The 23671-nt window shown below is 71.4% G+C and carries 25 protein-coding genes; 16 read left to right on the forward strand and 9 right to left on the reverse strand.

Annotated features, from left to right (window positions below; genetic code table 11):
* The first annotated feature begins 16 nt into the window (after nt 1-16).
* The 12 genes from poxB (at nt 17) to PQI07_RS08040 (ending at nt 12859) form a co-directional block, all read left to right on the forward strand.
* Nucleotides 17-1744, forward strand: coding sequence for a ubiquinone-dependent pyruvate dehydrogenase (poxB, locus tag PQI07_RS07985; RefSeq protein WP_274926400.1), 1728 nt, complete (start codon nt 17-19; stop codon nt 1742-1744).
* 30 nt (nt 1745-1774) lie between these two features.
* Nucleotides 1775-2170 carry a cupin domain-containing protein gene (locus PQI07_RS07990; protein WP_043389052.1) on the forward strand — a complete coding sequence of 132 codons (396 nt, stop codon included), beginning with the start codon at nt 1775-1777 and terminating at the stop codon, nt 2168-2170.
* A 31-nt stretch (nt 2171-2201) separates the two neighbouring features.
* Nucleotides 2202-3713 carry a malate dehydrogenase (quinone) gene (gene mqo, locus PQI07_RS07995; protein WP_043389053.1) on the forward strand — a complete coding sequence of 504 codons (1512 nt, stop codon included), beginning with the start codon at nt 2202-2204 and terminating at the stop codon, nt 3711-3713.
* Between the two features lie 107 nt (nt 3714-3820).
* Nucleotides 3821-5245, forward strand: coding sequence for a cytochrome ubiquinol oxidase subunit I (locus PQI07_RS08000; protein WP_053609659.1), 1425 nt, complete (start codon nt 3821-3823; stop codon nt 5243-5245).
* A 6-nt stretch (nt 5246-5251) separates the two neighbouring features.
* Entirely contained in the window at nt 5252-6238 is a 987-nt protein-coding gene (cydB, locus tag PQI07_RS08005) for a cytochrome d ubiquinol oxidase subunit II (protein ID WP_179697587.1), read from the forward strand.
* 47 nt (nt 6239-6285) lie between these two features.
* The gene (locus tag PQI07_RS08010) at nt 6286-8142 is read left to right on the forward strand and encodes an FUSC family protein (RefSeq protein ID WP_043389061.1); all 1857 of its coding nucleotides are present in this window, start codon (nt 6286-6288) and stop codon (nt 8140-8142) included.
* Complete coding sequence (locus tag PQI07_RS08015; RefSeq protein WP_236952766.1) at nt 8139-8354, forward strand: DUF1656 domain-containing protein; 216 nt, start codon at nt 8139-8141, stop codon at nt 8352-8354. Before PQI07_RS08010 ends, PQI07_RS08015 begins: the two co-directional genes overlap by 4 nt.
* A gap of 1 nt (nt 8355) precedes the next feature.
* Nucleotides 8356-9351, forward strand: coding sequence for an HlyD family secretion protein (locus tag PQI07_RS08020; RefSeq protein ID WP_274926401.1), 996 nt, complete (start codon nt 8356-8358; stop codon nt 9349-9351).
* A 111-nt stretch (nt 9352-9462) separates the two neighbouring features.
* Nucleotides 9463-10494 (forward strand): aldo/keto reductase, encoded by a 1032-nt coding sequence (locus PQI07_RS08025; RefSeq protein ID WP_274926402.1) that lies wholly within the window; start codon nt 9463-9465, stop codon nt 10492-10494.
* Nucleotides 10495-10692: 198 nt separating this feature from the next.
* Entirely contained in the window at nt 10693-11631 is a 939-nt protein-coding gene (locus PQI07_RS08030) for a pirin family protein (protein WP_043389064.1), read from the forward strand.
* Nucleotides 11632-11799: 168 nt separating this feature from the next.
* The gene (locus PQI07_RS08035; RefSeq protein WP_051045126.1) at nt 11800-12324 is read left to right on the forward strand and encodes a hypothetical protein; all 525 of its coding nucleotides are present in this window, start codon (nt 11800-11802) and stop codon (nt 12322-12324) included.
* A gap of 31 nt (nt 12325-12355) precedes the next feature.
* Nucleotides 12356-12859, forward strand: coding sequence for a hypothetical protein (locus PQI07_RS08040; protein ID WP_274926403.1), 504 nt, complete (start codon nt 12356-12358; stop codon nt 12857-12859).
* Nucleotides 12860-13000: 141 nt separating this feature from the next.
* Here the strand turns inward: PQI07_RS08040 and PQI07_RS08045 are convergent, their stop codons facing one another.
* Complete coding sequence (locus PQI07_RS08045; RefSeq protein ID WP_274926404.1) at nt 13001-13444, reverse strand: Ros/MucR family transcriptional regulator; 444 nt, start codon at nt 13442-13444, stop codon at nt 13001-13003.
* Nucleotides 13445-13565: 121 nt separating this feature from the next.
* Here PQI07_RS08045 and PQI07_RS08050 point away from each other — a divergent pair, with 121 nt between their 5' ends.
* A complete protein-coding gene (locus PQI07_RS08050) occupies nt 13566-14522 on the forward strand; it encodes a helix-turn-helix domain-containing protein (protein ID WP_274926405.1) in 957 nt (318 codons plus the stop codon).
* A 7-nt stretch (nt 14523-14529) separates the two neighbouring features.
* Here the strand turns inward: PQI07_RS08050 and PQI07_RS08055 are convergent, their stop codons facing one another.
* The 3 genes from PQI07_RS08055 to ppk2 all read right to left on the reverse strand — a co-directional run bounded on the left by PQI07_RS08055 (nt 14530) and on the right by ppk2 (nt 16527).
* The gene (locus tag PQI07_RS08055; RefSeq protein ID WP_274926406.1) at nt 14530-14757 is read right to left on the reverse strand and encodes a hypothetical protein; all 228 of its coding nucleotides are present in this window, start codon (nt 14755-14757) and stop codon (nt 14530-14532) included.
* 523 nt (nt 14758-15280) lie between these two features.
* Entirely contained in the window at nt 15281-15529 is a 249-nt protein-coding gene (locus PQI07_RS08060) for a hypothetical protein (RefSeq protein ID WP_124262955.1), read from the reverse strand.
* A gap of 80 nt (nt 15530-15609) precedes the next feature.
* Nucleotides 15610-16527, reverse strand: coding sequence for a polyphosphate kinase 2 (ppk2, locus tag PQI07_RS08065; RefSeq protein ID WP_043357892.1), 918 nt, complete (start codon nt 16525-16527; stop codon nt 15610-15612).
* Nucleotides 16528-16681: 154 nt separating this feature from the next.
* Here ppk2 and PQI07_RS08070 point away from each other — a divergent pair, with 154 nt between their 5' ends.
* Together PQI07_RS08070 and PQI07_RS08075 are read left to right on the forward strand one after the other, a co-directional pair.
* Entirely contained in the window at nt 16682-16957 is a 276-nt protein-coding gene (locus PQI07_RS08070) for a hypothetical protein (RefSeq protein WP_182591317.1), read from the forward strand.
* Nucleotides 16958-17016: 59 nt separating this feature from the next.
* Nucleotides 17017-17877 carry a hypothetical protein gene (locus tag PQI07_RS08075; protein ID WP_043357896.1) on the forward strand — a complete coding sequence of 287 codons (861 nt, stop codon included), beginning with the start codon at nt 17017-17019 and terminating at the stop codon, nt 17875-17877.
* A 115-nt stretch (nt 17878-17992) separates the two neighbouring features.
* Here the strand turns inward: PQI07_RS08075 and PQI07_RS08080 are convergent, their stop codons facing one another.
* The 5 genes from PQI07_RS08080 to PQI07_RS08100 all read right to left on the reverse strand — a co-directional run bounded on the left by PQI07_RS08080 (nt 17993) and on the right by PQI07_RS08100 (nt 22997).
* Nucleotides 17993-18517, reverse strand: a complete 525-nt coding sequence (locus PQI07_RS08080) for a cupin domain-containing protein (RefSeq protein ID WP_043389080.1) — start codon at nt 18515-18517, stop codon at nt 17993-17995.
* A gap of 95 nt (nt 18518-18612) precedes the next feature.
* Nucleotides 18613-19971 (reverse strand): MFS transporter, encoded by a 1359-nt coding sequence (locus PQI07_RS08085; RefSeq protein ID WP_078947142.1) that lies wholly within the window; start codon nt 19969-19971, stop codon nt 18613-18615.
* A 44-nt stretch (nt 19972-20015) separates the two neighbouring features.
* The gene (locus tag PQI07_RS08090) at nt 20016-20930 is read right to left on the reverse strand and encodes an amidohydrolase family protein (protein ID WP_274926407.1); all 915 of its coding nucleotides are present in this window, start codon (nt 20928-20930) and stop codon (nt 20016-20018) included.
* 4 nt (nt 20931-20934) lie between these two features.
* Nucleotides 20935-22170 carry an MFS transporter gene (locus tag PQI07_RS08095; RefSeq protein ID WP_274926408.1) on the reverse strand — a complete coding sequence of 412 codons (1236 nt, stop codon included), beginning with the start codon at nt 22168-22170 and terminating at the stop codon, nt 20935-20937.
* A gap of 86 nt (nt 22171-22256) precedes the next feature.
* On the reverse strand, nt 22257-22997 hold the full coding sequence (locus PQI07_RS08100) for a GntR family transcriptional regulator (protein ID WP_043357911.1): 741 nt from the start codon (nt 22995-22997) through the stop codon (nt 22257-22259).
* Between the two features lie 139 nt (nt 22998-23136).
* Between PQI07_RS08100 and PQI07_RS08105 the strand changes: the two genes are divergently transcribed.
* Nucleotides 23137-23382, forward strand: a complete 246-nt coding sequence (locus tag PQI07_RS08105; protein WP_043389089.1) for a hypothetical protein — start codon at nt 23137-23139, stop codon at nt 23380-23382.
* Nucleotides 23383-23671 lie beyond the last annotated feature (289 nt).

Here is a 23671-nt window from a genome sequence, read left to right on the forward strand (position 1 = left end):
AGCTGAGCGAGACACCATGAGCACGAAGGTCGCCGATCTGTTCGTCCGGGCGCTGGCGCAGGCCGGCGTGAAGCGCATCTACGGCGTCGTCGGCGACAGCCTCAACGGGCTGACCGAGGCCCTGCGCCAGGACGGCTCGATCGCCTGGATCCACACGCGCCACGAGGAGAGCGCCGCTTTCGCGGCCGGCGCCGAGGCGCACCTGACCGGCGACCTCGCGGTCTGCGCCGGCTCCTGCGGGCCGGGCAACCTCCACCTGATCAACGGCCTGTTCGACGCGCACCGCTCCCGCGTGCCGGTGCTGGCCATCGCGGCCCAGATCCCCTCGGCGGAGATCGGCCGGGGCTACTTCCAGGAGACCCACCCGCAGAACCTGTTCCAGGAATGCAGCCACTATTGCGAACTGGTCTCCTCGCCGGCCCAGCTGCCCGGCGTGATCGAGACCGCGATCCGCGTCGCCGTCGCCGAGCGCGGGGTCGCCGTGGTGGTGATCCCCGGCGATGTCGGCCTCATGGCCATGCCGGGGAACGCGCCCGAACTCTCCGCCGCCCTGGTGCCGCCCCCGCCCGTGGTGCGCCCGCGCGACGCCGACCTCGATGCGCTGGCCGGGATGCTCAACGATGCCGGCCGCGTGACCCTGTTCTGCGGCCGCGGCTGCGCCGGCGCCCACGCGGAGCTGCTGCAGCTCGCCGAGGCGCTGAAGGCGCCGGTGGTCCACGCGCTGGGCGGCAAGGAATACGTCGAGTGGGACAATCCCTACGACGTCGGCATGACCGGGCTGATCGGCTTCTCGTCGGGCTACCGGGCGATGCTCGACTGCGACACCCTGCTTCTGCTCGGCACCAGCTTCCCCTACCGCCAGTTCTACCCGGAGGACGCCAAGATCGCGCAGGTCGACCTGCGGGCCGAAAGCCTGGGGCGCCACTGCCGGATTGATCTCGGCCTGATCGGCGACGTCGGCGCGACGATCACGGCGCTGCTGCCGAAGCTGCAGGCGAAGACCGACCGGGCGCATCTCGACGACAGCCTCGCCCATTACCGCAAGGCCCGCGCCGGGCTCGACGCCCTGGCGGTGGGCAAGCCCGGCGGCAAGATCCACCCGCAATACGTCGCCCGGACGCTCAGCGAGGCGGCCTCCGAGGACGCGGTGTTCACCTTCGACGTCGGCACGCCGACGATCTGGGCGGCCCGCTACCTCGCCATGAACGGCAAGCGCCGGCTGATCGGCTCGCTCAACCACGGCTCCATGGCCAACGCCCTGCCGCAGGCGATCGGCGCGCAGGCGGCCTATCCCGGGCGGCAGATCATCTCGTTCTCCGGCGACGGCGGCTTCGCCATGCTGATGGGCGACCTGCTGACCCTCAACCAGCACAAGCTGCCGGTGAAGATCGTGGTGCTGAACAACGGCACCCTGGGCTTCGTCGAGATGGAGATGAAGGCCGCGGGCTTCCTCGAGACCGGCGTCGAACTGGTGAACCCGGACTTCGCCGCCATGGCGCGCGGGGCCGGCATCTTCGCCCGGCGCGTCGAGGATCCGGCCGAACTGCCGGACGCGATGCGCGCGCTGCTCGACCACGACGGTCCGGCCCTCCTCGACGTCGTCTCGGCCCGCCAGGAACTGTCGATGCCGCCTAAGGTCGGCCTCGAGCAGGTGACGGGCTTCGGGATGTGGCTCGCCAAGGCGGTGATCGACGGGCGCGGGACCGAGATCGTCGACCTCGCCAAGACCAACCTCTGGCGCTGACGCGCCGATCCCAAGCTGGAGGTCAGCCCGATGATCCGCTGCGTTCGCATCTGGACCGGTGACGACGGCAATTCCCACTTCGCGGAGGGCGTCATCGACCTGCCCCACGGCGAGCGCGGCGACATCCTCAGCGGCACGACCGACGTGGTTTCGATCTCCTTCCGGGAGACGCAGTCCGGCGGCACCTACGCGTGGCACACGGCCCCGACCCGCCAGTTCGTCATCACCCTGCGCGGCACCCTCGACTTCCAGACGAAGGCCGGGGCGCATTTCACGATCCGCCCCGGCGACATCCTCATCGCCGAGGACACCGCCGGCTCCGGCCATTCCTGGCGCCTCGTCGACGACGAGCCCTGGTGCCGAGCCTACGTGATCCTCGCCCCCGGCGCCGAGGCCCGGCTGCCCTTCGTTCCGAACGCCCAGTGAGTTCCCCCGAACCGGTGCCAGGAGTTCCGCGATGGCCGGCCTAAGCGACGACGACACTCCCGACGTGGTGCTCATCGGCGCCGGGATCATGAGCGCGACCTTCGGCACGGTCCTGAAGGAGCTGGAGCCGTCGCTGCGGATCGCGATGTTCGAGACGCTCCACGACTGCGCGCAGGAGAGCTCGGAGGGCTGGAACAATGCCGGCACCGGCCACGCGGCCAATTGCGAGTTGAACTACACGCCCCAGCGCCCCGACGGCAGCGTCGACATCGCCAAGGCCCTGGAGGTCAACACCGAGTTCGACATCTCGCGCCAGCTCTGGGCGCATCTCGTGCGGAAGGGCGCGATCCCCGATCCCCGCGCCTTCATCCATCCCTGCCCGCACATGAGCTTCGTCTGGGGGGCCGAGAACGTCGCGTTCCTCAAGGCGCGCTACGCCGCGATGTCGGCGCACCATTGCTATCACGGCATGGAATACAGCGAGGATCCGCAGGTCATCGCCGGCTGGGCGCCGCTGATCATCGAGGGCCGCGCCCCCGGCGAGCCCATCGCCGCCACCCGGATCGTCACAGGGACGGATGTCGATTACGGCGCCCTCACGCACCTGCTGGTCAAGCAGCTCGCGGCGCAGCCCGGCTTTTCCGTGCACTACAACCGGAAGGTCGTCGCCCTCGACCGGGTCGACGACGGCCGCTGGGCCGTCACCGTCGAGGACACCTACGACGGCACGCGCCAGACCGTGACGGCGAAGTTCGTGTTCATCGGCGCGGGCGGCGGCTCGCTGCCGCTGCTGCAGGCCTCGAAGATCCCGGAGGGGCGCGGCTACGGCGGCTTCCCGGTCTCCGGCATCTGGCTGCGCTGCGACGTCGACGCGGTCAGCGCGCGCCACCACGCCAAGGTCTACGGCAAGGCGGCCTCCGGCTCGCCGCCGATGTCGGTGCCCCACCTCGACACCCGCATCATCGGCGGCAAGCGCTCGCTGCTGTTCGGACCCTATGCGGGCTTCTCGTCGCGCTTCCTCAAGCACGGCGCGCTCACGGACCTGTTCACCGCGCTGACCCCGCACAACATCGTGCCGCTGCTCGACGTCGCCAAGGACAACGTCGCGCTGACCGAGTACCTCGTGGGCCAGGTGCTCCAGAGTTCCGACCACCAGTTCGCGACCCTGAAGCAGTTCTTCCCCAAGGCGCTGAAGCAGGACTGGACGTCGGCGGTCGCCGGCCAGCGGGTGCAGACGATCAAGCCGACCGGCCAGTCGAACCCGCTGGAGGAGGGCTACCTCGAGTTCGGCACCGAGCTGGTGGCCGCCGCCGACCACTCGATCTGCGCGCTGCTCGGCGCCTCGCCGGGCGCCTCGACGGCGGCCTTCATCGCGGTCGAGGTCCTCGAGAAGTGCTTCGCCGACCGGCTGACGCCGGAGGGCTGGCTGCCCCGCCTCAAGGCCGTGATCCCGACCTACGGCATCGACCTCAAGCAGGACGCCGAGGCCTGCCGGCGCAGCCGGGCCGAGACGGCGCCGATCCTGAGGATCGACACCGTCTGACACTTCCGCGAGGCGCGGTTCCCCGCGCCCCGCCGGTGGACATCTGAGGGTGCGATGCGCCCGAGCGGGGGCGGCGGACCGGCGAGCTTCGGCTGGAGAGAGGAACGATGGACATCTCCGCCCTGATGCTGTCGCGCATCCAGTTCGCCTTCACGGTCTCGTTCCACATCATCTTCCCGGCCTTCACGGTCGGGCTGGCGGCCTGGCTCGCCTTCCTCCAGGCGCGGGCGATGATCTCGGGCGAGCCGGTCTACGACCGCCTGTTCGACTTCTGGCTCAAGATCTTCGCGGTCGCCTTCGGGCTCGGGGTCGTCTCCGGCATCGTCATGGCGTTCCAGTTCGGCACCAACTGGAGCGAACTCGCCCGCCGCACCGGGCCGATCCAGGGGCCGCTTCTCGGCTACGAGAGCTTCACGGCCTTCGCGCTGGAGGCCTCGTTCTTCGGCGTGCTGATGTTCGGCCGGCGGCGGGTGCCGCGCTGGTTCTACCTGTTCGCCTGCCTGATGGTCTGCCTCGGCACCAGCCTGTCGTCGTTCTGGATCCTCGTGAACAACTCGTGGATGCAGTATCCGACCGGCTTCGCCCTGCGGCCGGACGGCGTGTTCGTGCCGACCGACTGGTGGGCAATCCTCTTCAACGGAGTCGTCTGGGTCCGCTTCCCCCACATGGTCCTGGCTGCCTACGTCACCACCAGCTTCTGCGTGGCGGCGACGGGCGCGTGGTCCATGCTGCGGGGCCGGGACCGCGTCGAGGCCCGCGCCATGGTCCGGATGGGGCTCGGCCTCGCCGCGGTCCTCGTGCCGCTGCAGCTGTTCTTCGGCCACCTCACCGGCGACTACGTCGTCCGGCACCAGCCCTCGAAGATCGCCGCCATCGAGGGCCACTGGGAGAGCCGGGCGCCGGCCGGCGAGATCCTGTTCGCGTGGCCCGACGAGGCGCAGGAGACAAACCACTTCGTCATCGCCCTGCCCGCCCCCGCCGGCAGCCTGATCGACGACGGCACCCTCACCGGCAAGGTGATCGGCATCAAGGACATCCCCAAGGCCGACCGGCCGCCGGTGCTGATCCCGTTCTTCGCCTTCCGCATCATGGTCGGCTGCGGGCTGCTGATGCTGGCGCTCGCCTGGGGCGGGATGGCCTTCTACGCCACCGGGCGGCTGGAGCGGGCGCGCTGGCTGCAATGGGCGATCTTCCTGTCGTTCCCCCTGGGCTTCGTCGCGACGCTGACCGGATGGTTCACCGCCGAGGTCGGGCGCCAGCCCTGGACGGTCTACGGCCAGCTCCGCACCGCCGACGCGGCGACGCCGTTCCTGACATCCCCGCAGGTAGCGACCTCCCTCGCCGTGTTCGGCGCGGTCTACGCGCTGATCTTCGCGGCCGGCACCGTCTACATCTACCGCATGCTCAGGGCCGGCATCCTGCCGACGCCCGCGCATGCGGGGAGCGCCGCCAACCCCAAGCGGCCGCTCGCCGTACCGGGCGACAGTCCCGGCACGCCCGGCGCCACGCCGACCGGCACACCGGCGGAGTAAGCGGCCATGATCGAATTCTGGGCCGCCGCCCTCGCCCTCACCCTGATGCTCTACGTGCTGCTCGACGGGTTCGACCTCGGCGTCGGCATGCTGTTCGGGATCGCCCCGGACGAGGCGGCGCGCCGCCACATGATGCAGGCGATCGCCCCGGTCTGGGACGGCAACGAGACCTGGCTGGTTCTGGCCGCGACGATCCTGTTCGGGGCCTTCCCCGCGGTCTACGCGCTGCTGCTCTCGGCCTTCTACCTGCCGCTCCTCCTGATGCTCGCGGCCCTGATCCTGCGCGGCGTCGCCTTCGAGTTCCGCTACAAGTCCCGGCGGCTGCGGCGGGTCTGGGACGCGGGCTTCGTCGGCGGCTCCTCCTGCGCGGCCTTCGTGCAGGGCGTGACGGTCGGGGCGCTGGTGCAGGAACTGCCGGTCCGGGACGGGCTCTATGTCGGCGGGGCGTTCGGGTGGCTCACGCCCTTCTCGCTGCTCTGCGGGCTCGGCCTGTGCCTCGGCTACGCGCTGCTCGGCGCCGCGTGGCTGTGCGGCAAGACCGAGTCCGACGTGCGCGACCTCGGCTTCCGGCTGCTGCCGCGGCTCCTGCTCGGGGTGCTGGCCTTCCTGGGCGCGGCCTTCGTGTACGCGCTGGCGATCAACCTGCGGGTGCTGCACCGCTGGATCGAGCGGCCCGAGATGCTGGTCCTGCCCCTCGTGGGGGCCGCGGCCTGCGCGGGGCTCCTCTACGCGGCGCGGCGCCGGAACGACGCCCTGCCGTTCCCGCTGGTGGCGCTGATCTTCGCCGCCGCCTTCGCGACGCTCGCCGCCTCGTTCCTGCCCTACATGGTGCCGTTCAGCGTGACGGTGACCGAGGCGGCGGCGCCGGAGGCGAGCCTGTCCTTCATGTTCTGGGGCGCGGGGATCGTGGTCCTGCCGATCACCCTGATCTACACCCTGGTCGTCTACCGGGTGTTCAAGGGGAAGGTCGACGTCGCCGAGCATTATGAGTGAGCCCGCGACCGGGCTCCCCGACCCGCCCCGGCCGCTGAGGCCGCGCCGTGGCCGGTGAGGTCGCGCTCTCCGAGGACGCGCCGGGCCTCCTGCAGCGCCTCGCCGCGTGGTGGCCGCGGGAGGCGGCCGAGGCCGTGCGCATCGCGCTCACCGCCATCGCGGCGATCTGGCTCGCCATGTGGCTCGAACTGGCGCTGCCGCACTGGGCCGGCTGGACGGTCATCTCGGTGACGCTCGCCACCCGCGCGGCCTCCCTGCGCAAGAGCCTGTGGCGGGCCGGCAGCACGCTTGTCGGCGTCACCGTCGCGATGGTGCTGGTGGCCAATTTCGCCCAGGCGACCCTGGCCTTCGACCTCGCCCTGGCCCTGTGGATGGGCCTGCTCACCGCGGCCTCCAGCGTCGAGAGCGGCCAGCGCGCCTACGGCTTCGCCTCCATGGGCTTCACGGTGCCGATCATCGCCCTGGCCGACGTGCAGAGCCCCGAGACGGTGTTCCAGATCGGCGTCGACCGCTGCTCGACGATTCTGCTCGGGATCGGCTGCGCCTACGCGTCGAACGTGTTCGTGGCGCCGGGCGTCCCCGCCGTCAGCCGCGCCCTGGCGGGGCGGCTCGAGGCGGCCGCGCAGGCCTGCGACGCCTGGATGGCCGCCCTGCGGCGGGGCGAGCGGCCGGGCCCGATGCCCATCGCCGCCGTGATGACGCTCGGCGAGGAGGTCACCGACACGTTCACCGAGCAGCCCTCCCTCCGTTCCGGCGGCCGGGGGATCCGCAACGCCGCCCCCCGGCTGCGGCGCGTGCTCGCCGCGGGCCTGCTGCGGGCCCTGCTGCCGGACCGGCCGGGATCGCGCTCGACCGACCTGATCGGGGCCGGCGGGGCGATCGCCGTCCGGCAGATCGGGCGCGTCCGGGTCTCGGCGCGGCTCCTGCGGGCCGGGGGCCGGGTGGGGCGGCGGCGCGTTCCGTTCCGCCCGCACCTGCTCCTGTGGAACGACCTGGACTGGGACGGCTGGCACGCCTTCGACAACGGCCTGCGCACCGCCGCCGCCGTCCTGCTCGTCAACGGCTTCTGGTACGCCACAGGCTGGTCGCACGGGGCCGGCGCCGCGACCTGGGCGAGCCTCGTCTGCGTCCTGCTCGCCGCCCATGCCGACCCGCGGGCGGAATCCCGCGCCTTCCTGATCGGCGCGCTGCTCGCCGCCGTGGTCGGGCTGACCCTGCGCTACACCCTGCTGACCACCACCGGGAGCTTCGTGCTCCTGGCCGCCGTGCTGCTGCCGGTGGCGATGCTGGCGGTGGTCGGCCGGGCCGACAAGCGCGCGATCTACGGCATCGGCTTCGGCTTCTTCGTCTTCGGCGTCCTCGATCCCAAGAACCCGATGACCTACGACCTCGCCGACTCACTCAACACCGTGCTGGCCGAGCTGCTCGGGATGGCGGTGGCGGCGGTCGCGTTCGCCGCCCTGCCGCCGCCGGTGAGCCCCGCGACGCTGCGGCTGCGGGCCCGCCGCCGGCTGGTCCGGTCGGTGCGCGGCGCGGCCCTCGATCCGGCGCTCCTGCTGCCGCCCCGCGACCGCTACCTCGCCCGGGGCTTCGGCCGGCTCGCCCTCATCGGCGCGGATGAGGCGATGGCCCGGGGCGGCGAGCGCCTGCTCGTCATCGGGCTCCTGCTGCTCGCCCTGCGGGAGACGGACGACCGGGAAGGCCGCCGCGTCGGCCGGGCGGTCTGGGCCCGGCTCGCCGCGTCCCGTCCGGCAGAGGCGGATGCGGTGCCGGATCCCTTGCGCGAGCTCGCCGACCGGGCGACCCTGCCGCTCCAGGCGGAGCGCATCGGGGCGCTGGCCGCCCTCGTGTCGGATCTCGACCGCGCGGGCTGGCCGAACCTCGATCCGGGGGTGCGGGCGTGATCGGATTGCGGGCGGTCGACGTGCTGGGGCTCTACGTCGAGCCCGCGGTTATCTGCCTGCTCGCCGCCCTGGTGATCACCTGGGGCCTGCGCTGGATCCTGGACTGGATCGGCATCAACCACCTTGTCTGGAACCGCGCCCTGTTCGACTTCAGCCTCCTGACCGCCGTGACGGCTCTGCTGATCCTGTCCCTGCGCGTCCAGGGTCCGTGACATGGCCACGACCCCGCGACCGTCCCTGCGCGACTGGCAGCCGCCGCCCGCCTACAACGTCGCCGCCACCCTGCTGGCGCTGGCGGCGGCAATGGGCCTCGCCTACCTCGCCTTCCTCTACTACGCCTACACGCCCTGGACCCGGGACGGGCGCGTGCGCGTCTACACCGTGCAGGTGGCTCCCGAGGTCTCCGGGACGGTGGTGGCGGTCCGCGTCCGGGACAACCAGTTCGTCCGCAAGGGCGACGTGCTGTTCACGATCGATCCCGGCACGTTCAGGAACGCCGTGACCCAGGCGGAGGGCGCCCTCGCCAGCGCCCGGGCACAGGCCGGCTACCTCGCGGGGATCGCGCAGCGCACCGCCGAACTCGACGATCTCGCCACCACCCCGCAGCAGAAGCAGACGACCAGCGGCCAGGCGCAGGCCGCCCAGGCCAACGTGGTCCAGGCGGAGGGCGCGCTGGCGCAGGCGCGGCTCAACCTGGAGCGCACGACCCTGCGAGCCACCGTGAACGGCTGGGTCACCAACCTGCTGCTGCAGGAGGGCGGGTTCGCCGCCACGGGGCTGCCGGCGCTGACGCTGGTCAACGGCGACAGCTTCTGGATCGAAGGCTACTTCGAGGAGACTCAGTTGCCGCGCATCGGCGAGGGTGACGCCGCGCGGGTGTCGCTGATGGCGTGGCCGGACCGTCCGATCCAAGGCCGGGTGATCGGCCTCGGCCGCGGCATCAGCGTCGCCGACGCCGCCCCGGGCGTTCAGGGGCTGCCGACGGTCAACCCGATCTTCACCTGGGTCCGGCTGGCGCAAAGGGTGCCGATCCGGATCGACCTCGACGACGTGCCGTGCCCGATCGTGCTGGCGGCGGGGATGACGGCGAATGTCGCGATCCTGCCCGAGAAGGCCGGATCCCCGGACGCCCTGCCGCCCGACCGGCGCACCGGCGCGGCCGCCGGCCAGCGCTGCGAGGGGGCGCCGGTCGTCGAGTCGCGGCGCTGACGCGCACGGCCCTGGTCGTGCCGTCCCAGCCTCCGGGAAAGCCGGGGCGGCGACCGCGTTAGACCGGCAGGCGCGCCGACATGCGGCGCCCGCGATCGCGATGAGGATCCGATGGACTACAGGCAGTTCGGACGCTCCGGCCTTACCGTGCCGGTGCTCAGCTTCGGCACCGGCACCTTCGGCGGCACGAACGAATTCTTCCAGCGCTGGGGCCAGACGGACGTCGCGGAGGCGACCCGCATGGTCGATCTCTGCCTCGATTCCGGGGTCAACTTCTTCGACACGGCCGACATCTACTCGGGCGGCGCCTCCGAGGAGATCCTAGGTCAGGCCCTCAAGGGCAAGCGCGACCGGGCGCTGATCTCCACCAAGGCGACCTTCCGGTTCAACGACGACCTGAACCAGGTGGGCTCCTCGCGCTACCACCTGGTCCGCGCCTGCGAGGCCAGCCTGAAGCGGCTCGGCACCGACCATATCGACGTCTACTTCATGCACGGGTTCGATGCGCTCACCCCCGTGGACGAGACCCTGCGGGCGCTGGACGACCTCACCCGCGCAGGCAAGATCGGCTACATCGGCGCCTCGAATTTTTCCGGCTGGCAGCTCATGAAGGCGCTCGCGACCTCGGAGCGCCACGGCCTCGCCCGCTACGTCGCCTACCAGGGCTACTATTCGCTGATCGGCCGCCACTACGAGTGGGAGTTGATGCCCCTCGGGATCGACCAGGGTGTCGGCCTGATGGTCTGGAGCCCGCTGGGCTGGGGCCGCCTCACCGGCAAGATCCGCCGCGGACAGGCCAACCAGAGCGGCCGCATCGCCGCCGGTGGCGCCGAGGGTGGGCCGCCTGTCTCCGACGAATACCTGTTCGGCGTGGTCGACGCCCTCGACGCCGTGGCGGCCGAGACCGGCAAGACGGTGGCGCAGGTGGCGCTCAACTGGCTGCTGACCCGGCCGACCGTGTGCAACATCGTGGTCGGCGCCCGCACCGAGGAACAGCTGAAGCAGAATCTCGGCGCCTTCGGCTGGACCCTGACCGCCGAGCAGGTCGCCCGCCTCGACGCGGCGAGTCACGAGACGCCGATCTATCCGTACTGGCACCAGAAGGGCTTTGACGAGCGCAACCCGAAGCCGACGGTCTGGTAGCCAGCGGCGCGCGGCCGGGACCCTGAGGGCGGAAATCGGAAACGATGCGTTTCGATCGTTTCTGTTTCAACTCGGGCGGTCCCGGTCCAGGATGCCTGCGGATGGCCGGCCGATCCCGAACGATGTCGGCTCCGCCATCCGGGGCGCCGCGCAGCAGCCGATGGCGCTCCTCCCTCCCCCGCGCGAAGGAGCAAGGCGATGAGCTGGCACAGTGCCGAGGATCCGATCCCGGGCGACCATTTCAGCTGCGACGCGATCCGGACCCTGATCGTGCCCCGCTCGCGCGATCTCGGCTCCTTCGCGGTGCGGCGGGCGCTGCCCTCCACCGAGTGCCGGATGGTCGGCCCCTTCATCTTCTTCGATCAGATGGGCCCCTCCGAGTTCCTGCTCGGGCAGGGCATGGACGTGCGGCCGCATCCGCATATCGGCCTCTCCACCGTCACCTACCTGTTCGACGGCGAGATCATGCACCGCGACAGCCTCGGCACGGAGTTGCCGATCCGGCCGGGCGAGCTGAACTGGATGACCGCAGGCCGCGGCATCACCCATTCGGAGCGCACGGCCCCGACGCTGCGGCAGACCGGCTCCCGGCTGTTCGGCATCCAGAGCTGGGTCGCCCTCACCGACCGGGACGAGGAGAACGCCCCCGCCTTCGAGCATTACGACGCCGCCGCGCTGCCGGTCCTCACCGGCGAAGGCAAGACCGTCCGGCTGATCGCGGGCGAGGCCTTCGGCGCACGCTCGCCGGTGCGCACCTCGAGCCCGATGGTCTACGCCGACGTGGCGCTCGAGGCCGGGGCCGTCCTGCCCCTCGATCCGACCTACGACGAGCGGGCGATCTACACGGTGGCGGGCGCCATCGAGATCGCCGGCGACGGCTTCGGGCCCGGCCAGCTGCTGGTGTTCCGGCCCGGCGACCGCATCAGCGTGCGCGCCCTGGAGGGGGCCCGGTTCATGGTGCTGGGCGGCGAGCCGATGGATGGTCCACGCCACTTGTGGTGGAACTTCGTCTCCTCCCGCCCCGAGCGGATCGCGCAGGCCAAGGAGGATTGGCGCCAGGGCCGGTTCGACACGGTGCCGAACGACGCCGAATTCATCCCCTTGCCGGAGGATCCGCAGCCCGTCCGCTACCCCTGAGCCGTCAGCCCGATCCGGCGGTCCGGCGTGCAGCGACAGGCGATCATGGCCGCTCGAACGCAACCCTAGCGCGAGTGTTAAGGAGTTGTTAACCATTTTCCATCGGTGTGGGACGGACACCGATGCCTCATCGGAGGCTTGCGCTGCACCCTGCCGGCAGGACGCGTGATGGAACAGACGAAGCACCCCAAGGCCGAGACGCTGACCCCGATCGAAGCCGCCGCGTGCGACATCCGCGAGCCGACGACCCGGATCCGGACCGGCAACTTGGTCCTTCTCGCCGCGGACGAGCGCGCCACCGCGCAGGGCCGGAACCCGAACCCGTCGCCGGTGGAGCGGTGGCCGGACCTGCTGGAGCGGGTGCAGGGCGCGGCCCGGTACATCCGGGACGTCGAAGACCGGGCGCAGGAGCAGGAGACGCACGTCCAGGATCTCCTGCGGCAGGTGCGGGCCGACATGGATGCGGCCCGCGCCCAGGTGCAGGCGGCCGAGCGGGAGACCCACGAGGTCCATGCGCAGGCGATCAAACTGATCCAGGCCGCCGAGGACCGGGCCGCGGCCGCCGAAGAGCGGGCTGCAGCGGCGGAACTCATGCTCCAACGCATCGCCGAGACGATCGACGCGGAGTTCGTGACGCAGGCGGGCCCACAGGACGCCCGGACCCGGGCCTCCGCCACCCGGGCGGCCTCGTGACCCGCGCGGGCCCGGCCGGATCGCGGCGGCGATGAACGCGGCCTTCTGGGCAGAGCTCGACGCACGCATCGCGCGCGCGGAGCCGGCCCCGGCGACCGCCGACGGCAATCCGGCGGTCGCCGGGCCGCTCCCGGTGGCGGCCTCCGGAGCGGGTCCCGAGACGCCGTCCGAGCCACCGTCGCGGCCGGATGCGGACTGGAGCCAGGTTCTGGACACGCTGTCGGCCGCGAGCATCGCGGCCCAGGAGCAGGATCAGCGCCTGCGCCAGCGATCCGCCACCTGCGAGACCCTGTCTGCGGAGTTGCAGGCGGCCCGGCAGGAAATCGAGGCGCTGCGGGCGCATCTGCAGGAGGTGCAGACCCAGGCGGCACTGCGCGTCCGCGAGGTCGAGGCGCTGGCCGACGGGCGGGTCCGGGACGCCGACGAGCGCGCCGAGGCCGCGATCGTGCGGGCGGAGTCGGCCGAGGACTGGCTCAAGCGTATCGAACAGGCCAGCCGGGATCTGCTGCCGGACGGCCGGCATGCGGCCGCCTGAAGCGCGGGACGCCGGGCCTTTCGGAAACGCCGGTCTCCCGGTGGGTCATCGGCCCCGGGAAGACGGCCCGTTGCCCGGTCAGGAGAACCTCCTCGTCGGAATCCGAGGTGGGTCGGCCTCAGCCCGTCGGGATCCGCCGGCTCAGGCGGCCCGGTCGCGGGGCACGCCCTGGGCGATCGCACGCGCCAGCGCGGCCCGGCGTTCGGCATATTCCCGGGCGACCATCGGATAGTCGCCCGGCAGGCCGAAGCGCGCGCGATAGCTCAGCGGGTCTAGCCCATGCGCCGTCAGATGGCGCTTGAGGGTCTTGTAGACGCGCCCGTCGATGAAGCTCATGATGCCGTCGGGCCGGACCGAGCCGCGGACCTGCGCCGCGCTCGGCTTGTCGAGCCGCACCTGCAGATCCGGGGCCGCCGTCACCGGCCCGCTCCCGGGATACGCCAGCGCGCTGATCGCGCTGTGGCACTGCGCGATCAGGGCCGGCAATTCGGTGACGGGGACCCGGTTATTCGACACGTAGGCAACGACGAGCCCAGCAACCAGCTCGATATTGGATTGGGGGCTCATCGGAGTCGATGGGGACACGGGGCGGCCTCCTGAATGGGATGAAAACCTTCATAGGTTGGTCCGTCCCATTGCGCTTGCCTGGAAGCGTGCTACCGTTTTCCTGAGCGCGCACGCGGGCGCCCGAATACAAGAAGTTGCAATGAGGACTTTGTTCTCGACGGCGGATTACGCGCCAGAAGACAGTTTCCGCTTCTGGCGTGAGACGATCTTCGATCGCATTGTGCCTGTCGAACTTACGCCCACCGCCGCTCACGGATTCGCCGGCTCCCTGGAGGCCGCCGAGGTCGGACCTCTGCTCATCACGCGGGTGACGCAGAGTGCCGTCACGACCGTCGCGACCCCGGACACGATCCGGCGGCACGGCAAATACGAGACGCTGAACGTCGCGATCACCCTGAAGGGCCGCGTGTTCAGCGCGCAGGACGATCGCACCGCGATCCAAAATCCCGGCGACATCGTCGTGATGGATCGGCGACCGGCCGTCATGGGTTCGGATGGCGACACGCAGACGCTGTTCATCGAGATGCCGCGCGCGTGCCTGGAACGGGCGCTCGGCTCGACGCGCCGCTTCACGGCCCTGACGATCGGGGCCGACCAAGTCGGCACGTCGATGGTCACGACCTTCTTCCAGGAGCTCGCCCGCACCGCCGGTCAGATGACCCCGGACATGGCGAACCGCATGGCCTCGATCGGCGTCGACCTGGTGGTCGCCAGCATCGCGGAGCGCCTCGCCCACGAGCCCCCGAGGAACATCCAGGGGATCCTCATCTTTCAGCGCGCCTTGGCCCACATCGAGGCCAATCTGGGCGACGTGAATCTCGACCCCACCCAGCTCGCGGCGGCGGTCGGCGTGTCGCTGCGCCACCTGCAGACGCTGTTCCGCGAGCAGGACCGCAACATCGCAGACTGGATCTGGCGGCGGCGTCTGGAGAGCGCCGCACAGCGGCTCACGGATCCCGGCTTCAGCCACCTGTCCGTGGGCGAGCTGGCCTATAGCTGCGGCTTCAGTACCCAGAGCCACTTCAGCCGACGCTTCAAGGAGAGCTACGGACTCTCACCGAGCGATTACCGGAGGGCGCCCGGGATCGCGGGCTGACGGCCGGCTATTGGGGACGGGCCCCCGCGGAGTTCGCCCGGATCCATCCCGGCGCGAGGATGTCGCCGTCCTCCGTGATGATCCACGGGCTGGCATCCTCGGCGTCGATCGCCGCGAGCGCGGCGGCCAGGGCGGCCCGCAGCGTCGGGAAGCTGCGCGAGTCGGCGACCCGGGCGGGCGCGTAGCCCGGCCAGAGAGTCAGTTCGGCGGGTCTGTCGAGGTCGGTCGGCATCATGGCGTAGGCGGGTCTGGAGGGGCACGCCGCCGATGCCGCGGACGTGCAGGGGAAGCGAGCGGAGCGCGGGAGGCCTCCCGGGCCGCCCGCCGAGCGGAACGCGACGCGCGTTCAGGCGGCTTTCGGCTTCGGCCGGGGAACACGCACCTCGACGGTTTGTCCGGTCAGCGGATTCAAGATCAGCATGGCAGCACGTCTCCGGTGGAACTGCCCGTAGAACGCCGGCCGATCGCATCCGGATCGGGGCGGTCGGTGCAAGTTTGCCGATTGGGTAAACCAATCGTTCACCGTGGCGGCGGGCCGTCCATCCGCCCCGTGATCGCCCCAGGATAGATCCGGGTCGCCGCGCCGATGGAAGGCCACGCGCGTACCGCTTTAGGAGGAGGTCTGACCCGGGCGCAGATCGCGCGCAGATCGCGCGCAAGCGGGCCGACCGGGCGCCGCCGCGACGCGACCGCGCCGGCGGTGCGACGGGCCCCGCCATCCCGAGCGCGGCAGTCACGGGCCGAACGGCCCGGTTCGATCAGACCCGTTCGGGCTCCGCCAGCAGGATGGCGGCGCGGATCGCCGCCCGGCGCAGTCCGGTATCGGCCCAGGGCTGATCGATCAGCGTCCGGGCGAAGGGATGCGAGGCCACCGCCACCGCAGGGTCGATGCGGAAGCCGTCCCCGAACGCCACAGAGCCGGGCGTGGGATCGGCCAGATACGCGTCCACGACGGCCGAGACGTCGTCATCGACGATGTCGAGGGTCGTGAACAGGTCGAGGGTCATCGGGCGCTTCGCCATGGCGGCGCTATAGCGGCGTCTGCACGACAGGATCACGACTCCCGCCCCGGGCCGCGGCGCCCCGTTCAGTACGCGTCCGGCACGTACATCTCGGCGGGGACCGGACCGCGCACGTAATCCGCATGCCGCAGGCGGGCCGGCAGGTGGACCGGCGGGTGCTCCACGCTGCCGTACGGGATCTGGCCGAGCAGATGGCTGATGCAGTTCAGGCGGGCCCGGCGCTTGTCCACCGCCTCGACCACCCGCCAGGGCGCCTCGGGGATGTGGGTGCGCGCCAGCATGTCCTCCTTCGCCCGCGTGTAATCCTCCCAGCGCCGACGCGACTCGACGTCCATCGGCGACAGCTTCCACTGCTTGAGCGGATCGCGGATCCGCATCTGGAAGCGGAATTCCTGTTCCGCGTCGGTGATCGAGAACCAGTATTTGAGGAGGACGATGCCGGAGCGCACCAGCATCCGCTCGAACTCGGGCACCGAGCGGAAGAACTCCTCGACCTCCGCCTCGGTGCAGAAGCCCATCACCCGCTCGACCCCGGCGCGGTTGTACCAGGACCGGTCGAACAGCACGATCTCCCCGCCGGCCGGCAGGTGAGAGACGTAGCGCTGGAAGTACCATTGCGTCCGCTCGCGCTCGCTCGGGGCCGGCAGGGCGGCCACGCGGCAGACGCGGGGGTTGAGGCGCTGGGTGATCCGCTTGATCACGCCGCCCTTGCCGGCCGAATCGCGGCCCTCGAAGAGGACGACGACACGCAGCTTCCGATCCTGCACCCAGTCCTGGAGGCGGACCAGTTCGTGCTGCAGGCGCAGCAGTTCGCGGAAATAGACCTTGCGGTCCAGGCGCTCGGGCTGTGCGCCGTCGGCGGCGAGCCGATCGAGGCGCTCCTCCTCGAGCCCGAGTTCCACCTCCTCATCGTAGCTGTCGGCAAGGTCGCGCCGGATCGCCTCCAGGGCGGCATCCAGGGCAGCACTGTCGTCGAGCCTCATCGCGGGTCCCCCTGCGTGTCGGACGGCCGAGCTAGAGCAGCCTTCCGTGACAGGCCTGAGAAGCGATCGGTCCGCGGGCGGACGATCCGGTATCGCACCCGTGATCGTTCCGTCATACGCTTCGGCCACGGAGCACCGCGACCGGAGACGCGTCATGGCTGGAGAAGCGACGAAGCCCCCGCCGGGGCGGGCGCCGGACGATCGGGATCCGGCCCGGGCCGAAGGCGAGAAGGTCGGCGCCCGGATCGACGCGGCGTTCGAGAAGCTCGCCAGGAAGCTGCGCGCCCGCGCCGACAAGGCCCATGGCAAGCTCGATGCGGCGACGCCGGCCGAGAAGCGCGCGGTCCTGCTCCGCCGCTACGAACTCTACGCGGATGCGGCGGCCTATCTCGAAGAACGGCTGGTGCAACGCGGGGAGCGGTCCACGTGATCTGCACCGACCCGGCCGGGCGCGTCGCCGCCGGCCGCAGCTGACGGCGAGGCCCGACCATGTTCGACGCGACCAAGATGCTCGCCGATGCCCTCGGCGAGCACCTCGCCGTCACCTACCAGCGGACCTTCGGCAGTCGGGAGCCGCGCTATGCCGAGATCATCGAGGCCTCGGCGCGCCTGACGATCGAGCGGATCGTCGGGAGCGATGCCCTCTACCATGACGGCGATCATACGGCCCTCGTCACCCTGGTCGCCCAGGACATCCTGCGCGGCCGCTTCCTGCACGAGGGTGTCACGCCGGAGGACTGGCTGCACATGATCCTGGCCGCCCTCTACCACGACATCGGTTACGTGCGCGGCGTCTGCGCGGGCGACCGGGCCCAGGCCTTCGTCATCGACGCGCGGGGCGGGACCGTGTGCCTGCCCCGCGGGGCCTCCGATGCGGCGCTGGCGCCGTATCACGTCGAGCGCTCGAAACTCGCTGTCCAAGAGCGCTTCGGCACGCACGATCTCGTCGATGCGGGCCGGGTCATCCGGGCGATCGAGCTGACCCGCTTCCCGGTGCCGGAAGACGACGCGCATCGCGAGACCGGGACCGAGGCGGGCCTGTTGCGGGCGGCCGACCTGATCGGGCAGCTCGGCGACCCGCTTTATCCGCGCAAGTTGAATGCGCTGTTTCACGAATTCGCCGAGATCGGCGTCAACGCGGAACTCGGCTACGACAGCCCGGCCGACCTTGCAGAGCGCTATCCGTCCTTCTTCTGGGGCAAGATCGAGCCCGTGATCGGGGATGCGATCCGCTTCCTCGACCTCACGGTCGAGGGCCGGGGCTGGGTCGCCAACCTCTACGCCCATGTCTTCGCCATCGAACACGACCGCCGCCGCATGGGCCCGCATCCCGGATCGGGGCCCGTCTGAGGCCGGCGGGGCGTCCGGCGGGAAGACGCGGTGGGCCGGCCGGGCGAGGCCGCTGTCGCACTCGACGCGGCCGCCGGGGCGCGGCGTCCGGCCTATCGCCGCGGGCGCCGGTCGCTCACGGATGCCTGTGGATCGGATCGACCCAGTAGACGGTCTCGGGCGTCTCGGCGGCCTCGACATCGGGCAGGTTGACCACCACCGCCTCGTTGTCGGAGCGCACCAGCACGCAATGCAGGGGCTCGTCGGTCGAGGCGTTGATCTCCTGGTGCGGCACGAAGGGCGGCACGAAGATGAAGTCGCCGGGGCCGGCCTCGGCCACGTATTCGAGCTTGTCGCCCCAGCGCATCCGGGCCCGGCCGGAGACCACGTAGATCACGCTCTCCAGCTCGCCGTGATGGTGCACGCCGGTCTTGGCGTCGGGCTGGATCGCCACCGTGCCGGCCCAGATCTTCTGGGCGCCGACCCGGGCGGCGTTGACGGCCGCCTGCCGGAACATGCCGGGCGTCTGCGCGGTGTTGGCATCGAGCCGGTCGCCCGGGATGACCCGCACGCCGTCGTGCTTCCACCGCTCCGGGGCGCCCGGCTCGTGGGCCTCGTCGTGCGCATGCGGGTGCGTGTGATCGTCGCCGCTGTCGTGCATGTCGAATCCTCCCGCGCCATCATGGCATGGCGGCGCGGGATCGCCGAGGAGGCCGGTCGCGGGATCGACGGGCGGCCGGACGGTTCCCCGCAGCCTCAGCCCCCCGCCACCGACGGGGCCGGGCCGACGGCCGGCGGCCGCGACGGGTGCCGGCCGATCCAGAAGACCAGGGCACAGCCGATGCCCGTGAGGGCGCAGAGCGGCAGCAGGGCGACGGGGAAGCTGCCGGTCTGCTCGCGCAGCACCCCGATCAGCGAGGTGATCGCTCCGGTCCCCAGATGCGCCAGCGTGTTGATCGCCGCGATGCCGGCGGCCGTCTGGGCCGGCGGCAGCGTCTCGGTCGCCAGGGCGAAGAACGGGCCCTTGATCGCGTAATTGCCGAGCAGGACCAGCGAGAGCAGGACCAGGGTGATCCAGAGGGAGCCCGTCAGCAGGGTCAGGGCGAAGCTCAGCGAGGTCAGTGCCAGCGGCAGGGCCGTGCTCCAGATGCGCTCGCCGCTGCGGTCCGCCCGCAGGCCCCAGACGATCATGAACACCGAGGCGATGCCGAAGGGGATCATGTTCAGCAGGCCGGTCTCCAGGTTGCTGAGGCCGAACCCCTTGAGGATCTGCGGCATCCACAGGGACAGCGTGTTGCTGGTGGCCGAGCTGCCCGCGTAGATCACGGCGAGGAGCCAGACCTGACGGCTGGCGAGCACCGCCCACACCGCCGCGAGGCCGTGGGCGTGGTGCGATGAACCCGCCTCCGCGGCGCGGCGCTCGGTCTCCAGCCGGTCCGCCAGCCATCGGCGCTCCACCGGGCTCAGGAAGGCCGCCTCGGCCGGCCGGCTCGGCAGCAGCGCCAGGGCGGCGATGCCGAGGAGAACGGCCGGGATCGCCTCCATGATCAGCAGCCACTGCCAGCCGCGCAGGGACGCGGCCCCGTCGAGGGTGAGCAGCGCCGCCGAGAGCGGCGAGCCGAAGAAGCTGGAGAGCGGGATCGCGACCATGAACATCGCCACGATCCGCGCCCGATAGGCCTTGGGGAACCAGTAGGTCAGGTACAGGATCACGCCGGGGAAGAAGCCGGCCTCGGCCGCGCCGAGCAGGAAGCGGGCGGTGGCGAAGCTCGCCGGACCGGTGACGAAGGCCGAACCGATGCCGACGAGCCCCCAGGTGATCATGATCCGCGCGATCCAGATCCGGGCGCCGACCCGCTCCATGGCGAGGTTGCTCGGCACCTCGAACAGCACGTAGGCTACGAAGAACAGGCCGCCGCCCAGGCCGAAGGCCGCGGCGGAAAGGCCGAGGTCGCGGTTCATGGTCAGCGCCGCGAATCCGACATTCACCCGGTCGACGTAGGCGATGAAGTAGCAGAGCACGAGGAAGGGGATCAGGCGCAGGCCGACCTTCCGCATCGTTCGGCTCTCGAAGGCGGCCGCGTCCGCCCCGTGAGGCATGGTCGGTGTTGCCATGGTCCTGTCCTCGTTGAAATCCGGGCCGGCGCGCGCCGGGCGGCTCAGTGGTCGAAGCGGAAAAGGGCGGCGGGCGTCTCGCCCAGGATGATCCGGCGCTCGGCCGGGTCGGGTACCCAGGCGTCGAGGTCGCGCCGCGCCTCGGCGGGGCTGGCCTGGGTCTCGAACTGCGTGTGCGGCCAGTCGCTGCCCCAGAGCAGGCGCCGCGCACCGAAGGCACCGCGCAGGCGCTCGGCCGCCTGCAGCGCCGTCTGCCGGCCGGCCGCGCCGCTGCCGATGCGGTAGGCGCCCGAGAGCTTGACCCAGACGCGGCCGCCGCGGCCGAAGCCGAGGAGGTCGGCGAAGCCCGGATCGGTGATGCCGAGGGCGGGGTCGATCCGGCCGAAATGATCGACCACCACCGGAACGCCCGCTTCGATCAGCGGCGGCAGCAGATGCGCGAGGCGCCGCGCCTCGGCCTGGACCTCGATCTGCCAGCCGAGATCCGCCACGCGGGCGAGGTGGGCCCGCCAGACCGGACTGCCGAACTCCGGGTCCGGCCGGCCGATCAGGTTGAGGCGCAGACCGACGACGCTCTGGTCGGCGAGATCGCGCAGGGTGGCCGTCTCCGCCGCGGGGTCCAGCACCGCGATGCCGCGCAGCCGCTCCCGGGCGGATCGCAGGGCCGAGACCATGTAGCTGTTGTCGGTGCCGAGGAAGCTCGGCTGGATCAGCACGCCGCGCGCCATGCCGTTCCGGTCCAGCATGGCGCGATAATCGGCGATGCTCGCGTCGTAGGCCGGGGCGTAGCGCCGGTCCCCGACCAGGGTGAGGGTCCGGGTGAAGACGTGGGCGTGGGTATCCACCGCCGCCACGCCGTCGCGCGCGTCGAGGCCCGTCTCGGCCGCCCGGCCGCGGACGGGGAATGCGAGCGCGACGCCGCCCGCGAACAGGGTACGGCAGAACAGGCGCCGGTTCATCGGATCATCTCACGGTCTGGGGGAGCAGCGCGCCGCCGGACTGCCGATCCGGCAGGAGCGCGACGGCGAGGAGGACGAGCCCGTAGGCGCCGATGGCCGACAGGCCGATCGCCGTCCCAAGGCCGCAGATCTCGCTGAGCAGGCCGACGCCGAGGGGCAGCACCCCGGAGGCGAGACGGCCGGCATTGTAGCAGAAGCCCATCCCGGTCCCGCGCAGGCCGTCCGGGAAGAGCTCGCTGAACAGAGCGGCGAGACTCGCGGGGATCCCGGCCGTGCAGAAACCGAGCGGGGCGCCGAGAAGGAGCAGCCCCGTGCCGCCGACCGGCACCAGCAGGTAGAGGACGACCAGGGCCATGCAGCCGGCGGCGAACAACGCCACCGTCCGCCGGCGGCCGAGCCGGTCCACCAGGCCGCCCGCCACGAGGCAGCCCAGGCCGAAGGCCGCGATGATGATCGCGAGGTAGAGCCCGGTGCCCGCCACGGAGGCGCCGCGCTCGACGCTCAGATACGTGGGCAGCCACGTGAACAGGGCGTGGAAGCCCCCGTGCGCCCCCAGCCCGAGCAGCGTCCCGATCACCGTGATCCGGCGCAGGCCGGGCGAGAAGATCAGGAGCGGCCCGATGGCCGGCCGGATCGGTCCGGCGGCCGGTCGGACCGGCTCCGGGACCGAGCGGCGGAGGTAGAGGACGAGGAGCGCGGGCGCGAGGCCGCAGGCGAACAGAGCCCGCCAGGCGGTCTCCTGATCCAGGACGGCGAAGGCCGCGGTGGACAGGAGCACGGCCGCGCCCCAGCCGAGCGCCCAGCCGCCCTGGACGGCGCCCAGCGCCTTGCCGCGATGCTCGGGCCGAATGGCATCCGCCATCAGGACCGCGCCGGCCGCCCATTCGGCGCCGAAGCCGATCCCCTGCAGCGCCTTCACGATCAAGAGCTGGCCGAAGCTCTGCGCGAAGGCCGCCAGGAAGGTCGCGACCGCGAACCACAGCACCGTGATCTGGAGGGCCCGGACGCGGCCGATCCGATCCGCCATGAGGCCGCCGAGCCAGCCGCCGATCGCCGCCGTGACCAGCGTGACCGCGCCGATCAGGCCGGCCTCCGGGCGGCTGAGCCCGAAGCTCGCGACCAGGGCGGGGATGGCGAGGCTGAACATCTGCACGTCCAGGGCGTCGAGCGACCACCCGCCCAGACAGGCCCAGAAGGTGCGACGCTCGGCCGGACCGACCTCACGGTACCAGCGGAACACGGGCTTTCCTCCGCCCTCTAAAGAGGACTAGTCATTTATATGACTTAATGAGCATGGGCCTGACGGCCCGTCAAGGCGGCGGCCTTTCACCGGATGTCGATGTGGTACCGGAAGTCCTTGGCGGCGCCGCGCGTTACGCGCCACTCGATCGGGCGGGCATCGAAGCCGAAGGCGAGGCGCGCGATCACGACGACAGGCTCGCCCTCCGCGATCCCGAGGCGTTCGGCGTCGGTCGCATCGGCGATGCCGACCGTCAGGGTCTCCTCCGCCCGGGCGACGATCTCGCCGCACAGGCGCTCGTAGGCGGGGTAGAGCAGATCGCCGATCTCCGTCAGCGGCGCCTCGAGGAGCGGTGCGAAGCGTGCGGCCGGCAGCCAGATCTCCTCGGACAGGATCGGTCGGCCCTGCAGGAGCCGCGTCCGGATCAGGCGGATCGCCTCGCCGCCTGCGTCGGGGCCGAGGGCTTCGCGCACGGCCGCGGGCGCCGGCCGGGCCTCGCGCAGCAGGATCCGCCCTTCCGGCACGGCCTGGCTCCCATCCGGCCCCAGATGCCGGAAGAACCGGAACAAGGATCGGTCGAAGCGCGGCCGGCGGACGAAGGTGCCGCGGCCCTGCTGGCGCTCCACCAAGCCGTCGGCGACCAGGACATCGATCGCCTTGCGCACGGTGCCGATGGCGACACGATGGGTCGCCGCGAGTTCCGCCTCCGTGGGAATCGGTTCGCCCGACCGCCAGACGTTGCGCGCGATCTGGAAGGCGATCGCGTCGCGCAGTCGCTGATAGAGCGGCAGACGGAGATCGGGCTGCGGCGCGGGCGTGAAGGTCATGTGTATGACTGTATGATCCTCGCGCATCGCCGCCAATGGGCCGAGGGAGGCGGCGGTGCACAGCGTCGCAGGGCGGGACCCAGGCGCAGCGTCGCGGGTTTGAGCCCGGATGTCTGAAGACGGGCTCAGCGAGGAGCGGATGATCGAACGTCGCACGGCTCAGGAGAGCCGCCAGGGCCGGCGGGGCAGGCCGGTTCTCGTCGTGCTCGCCGTGAGTGTGGCGCTGATGATCGCCGCATGGGCCGGTCTGCTGATCTGGCAGGGCGCGGCATCCCCCCCCGATTACGCCAGCCAGAGCCAGGCCGCGGCCCGAAAGGTCGTGACCGGTTCCGAGACGGGCTCCGCCGGAGCCGCCCCGGCAGCCAGCGCGCGTCCGGCGCCCTGACGAGGAGCGGATTCACGCCAGAGGGTGCGCCAAGTGGTGCGCTGAGACGCCGAGACACAGATTCGCGAGGATCAGCGACCCCCGGGCGGGTATCCGTGTCGACGTGGAATCCCCGCGCGCCGTCGGTGCCTGCGGCGGCGGGTCGGATCACGGCAATGTCATCGGCACTATTGCGAGGCCGCCTGCCCCGGTCCTTGGAAGGACTTCGCTGCTCCGAACTTGATCCCGGGAGCGACTGCCTCATTTCGTCACCAGCCTCGAGCGCGACGGGGATTCCCCGGAGGTTCGA

This window comes from Methylobacterium sp. 092160098-2 (genome assembly GCF_028920805.1).
Lineage (GTDB): Bacteria > Pseudomonadota > Alphaproteobacteria > Rhizobiales > Beijerinckiaceae > Methylobacterium > Methylobacterium fujisawaense.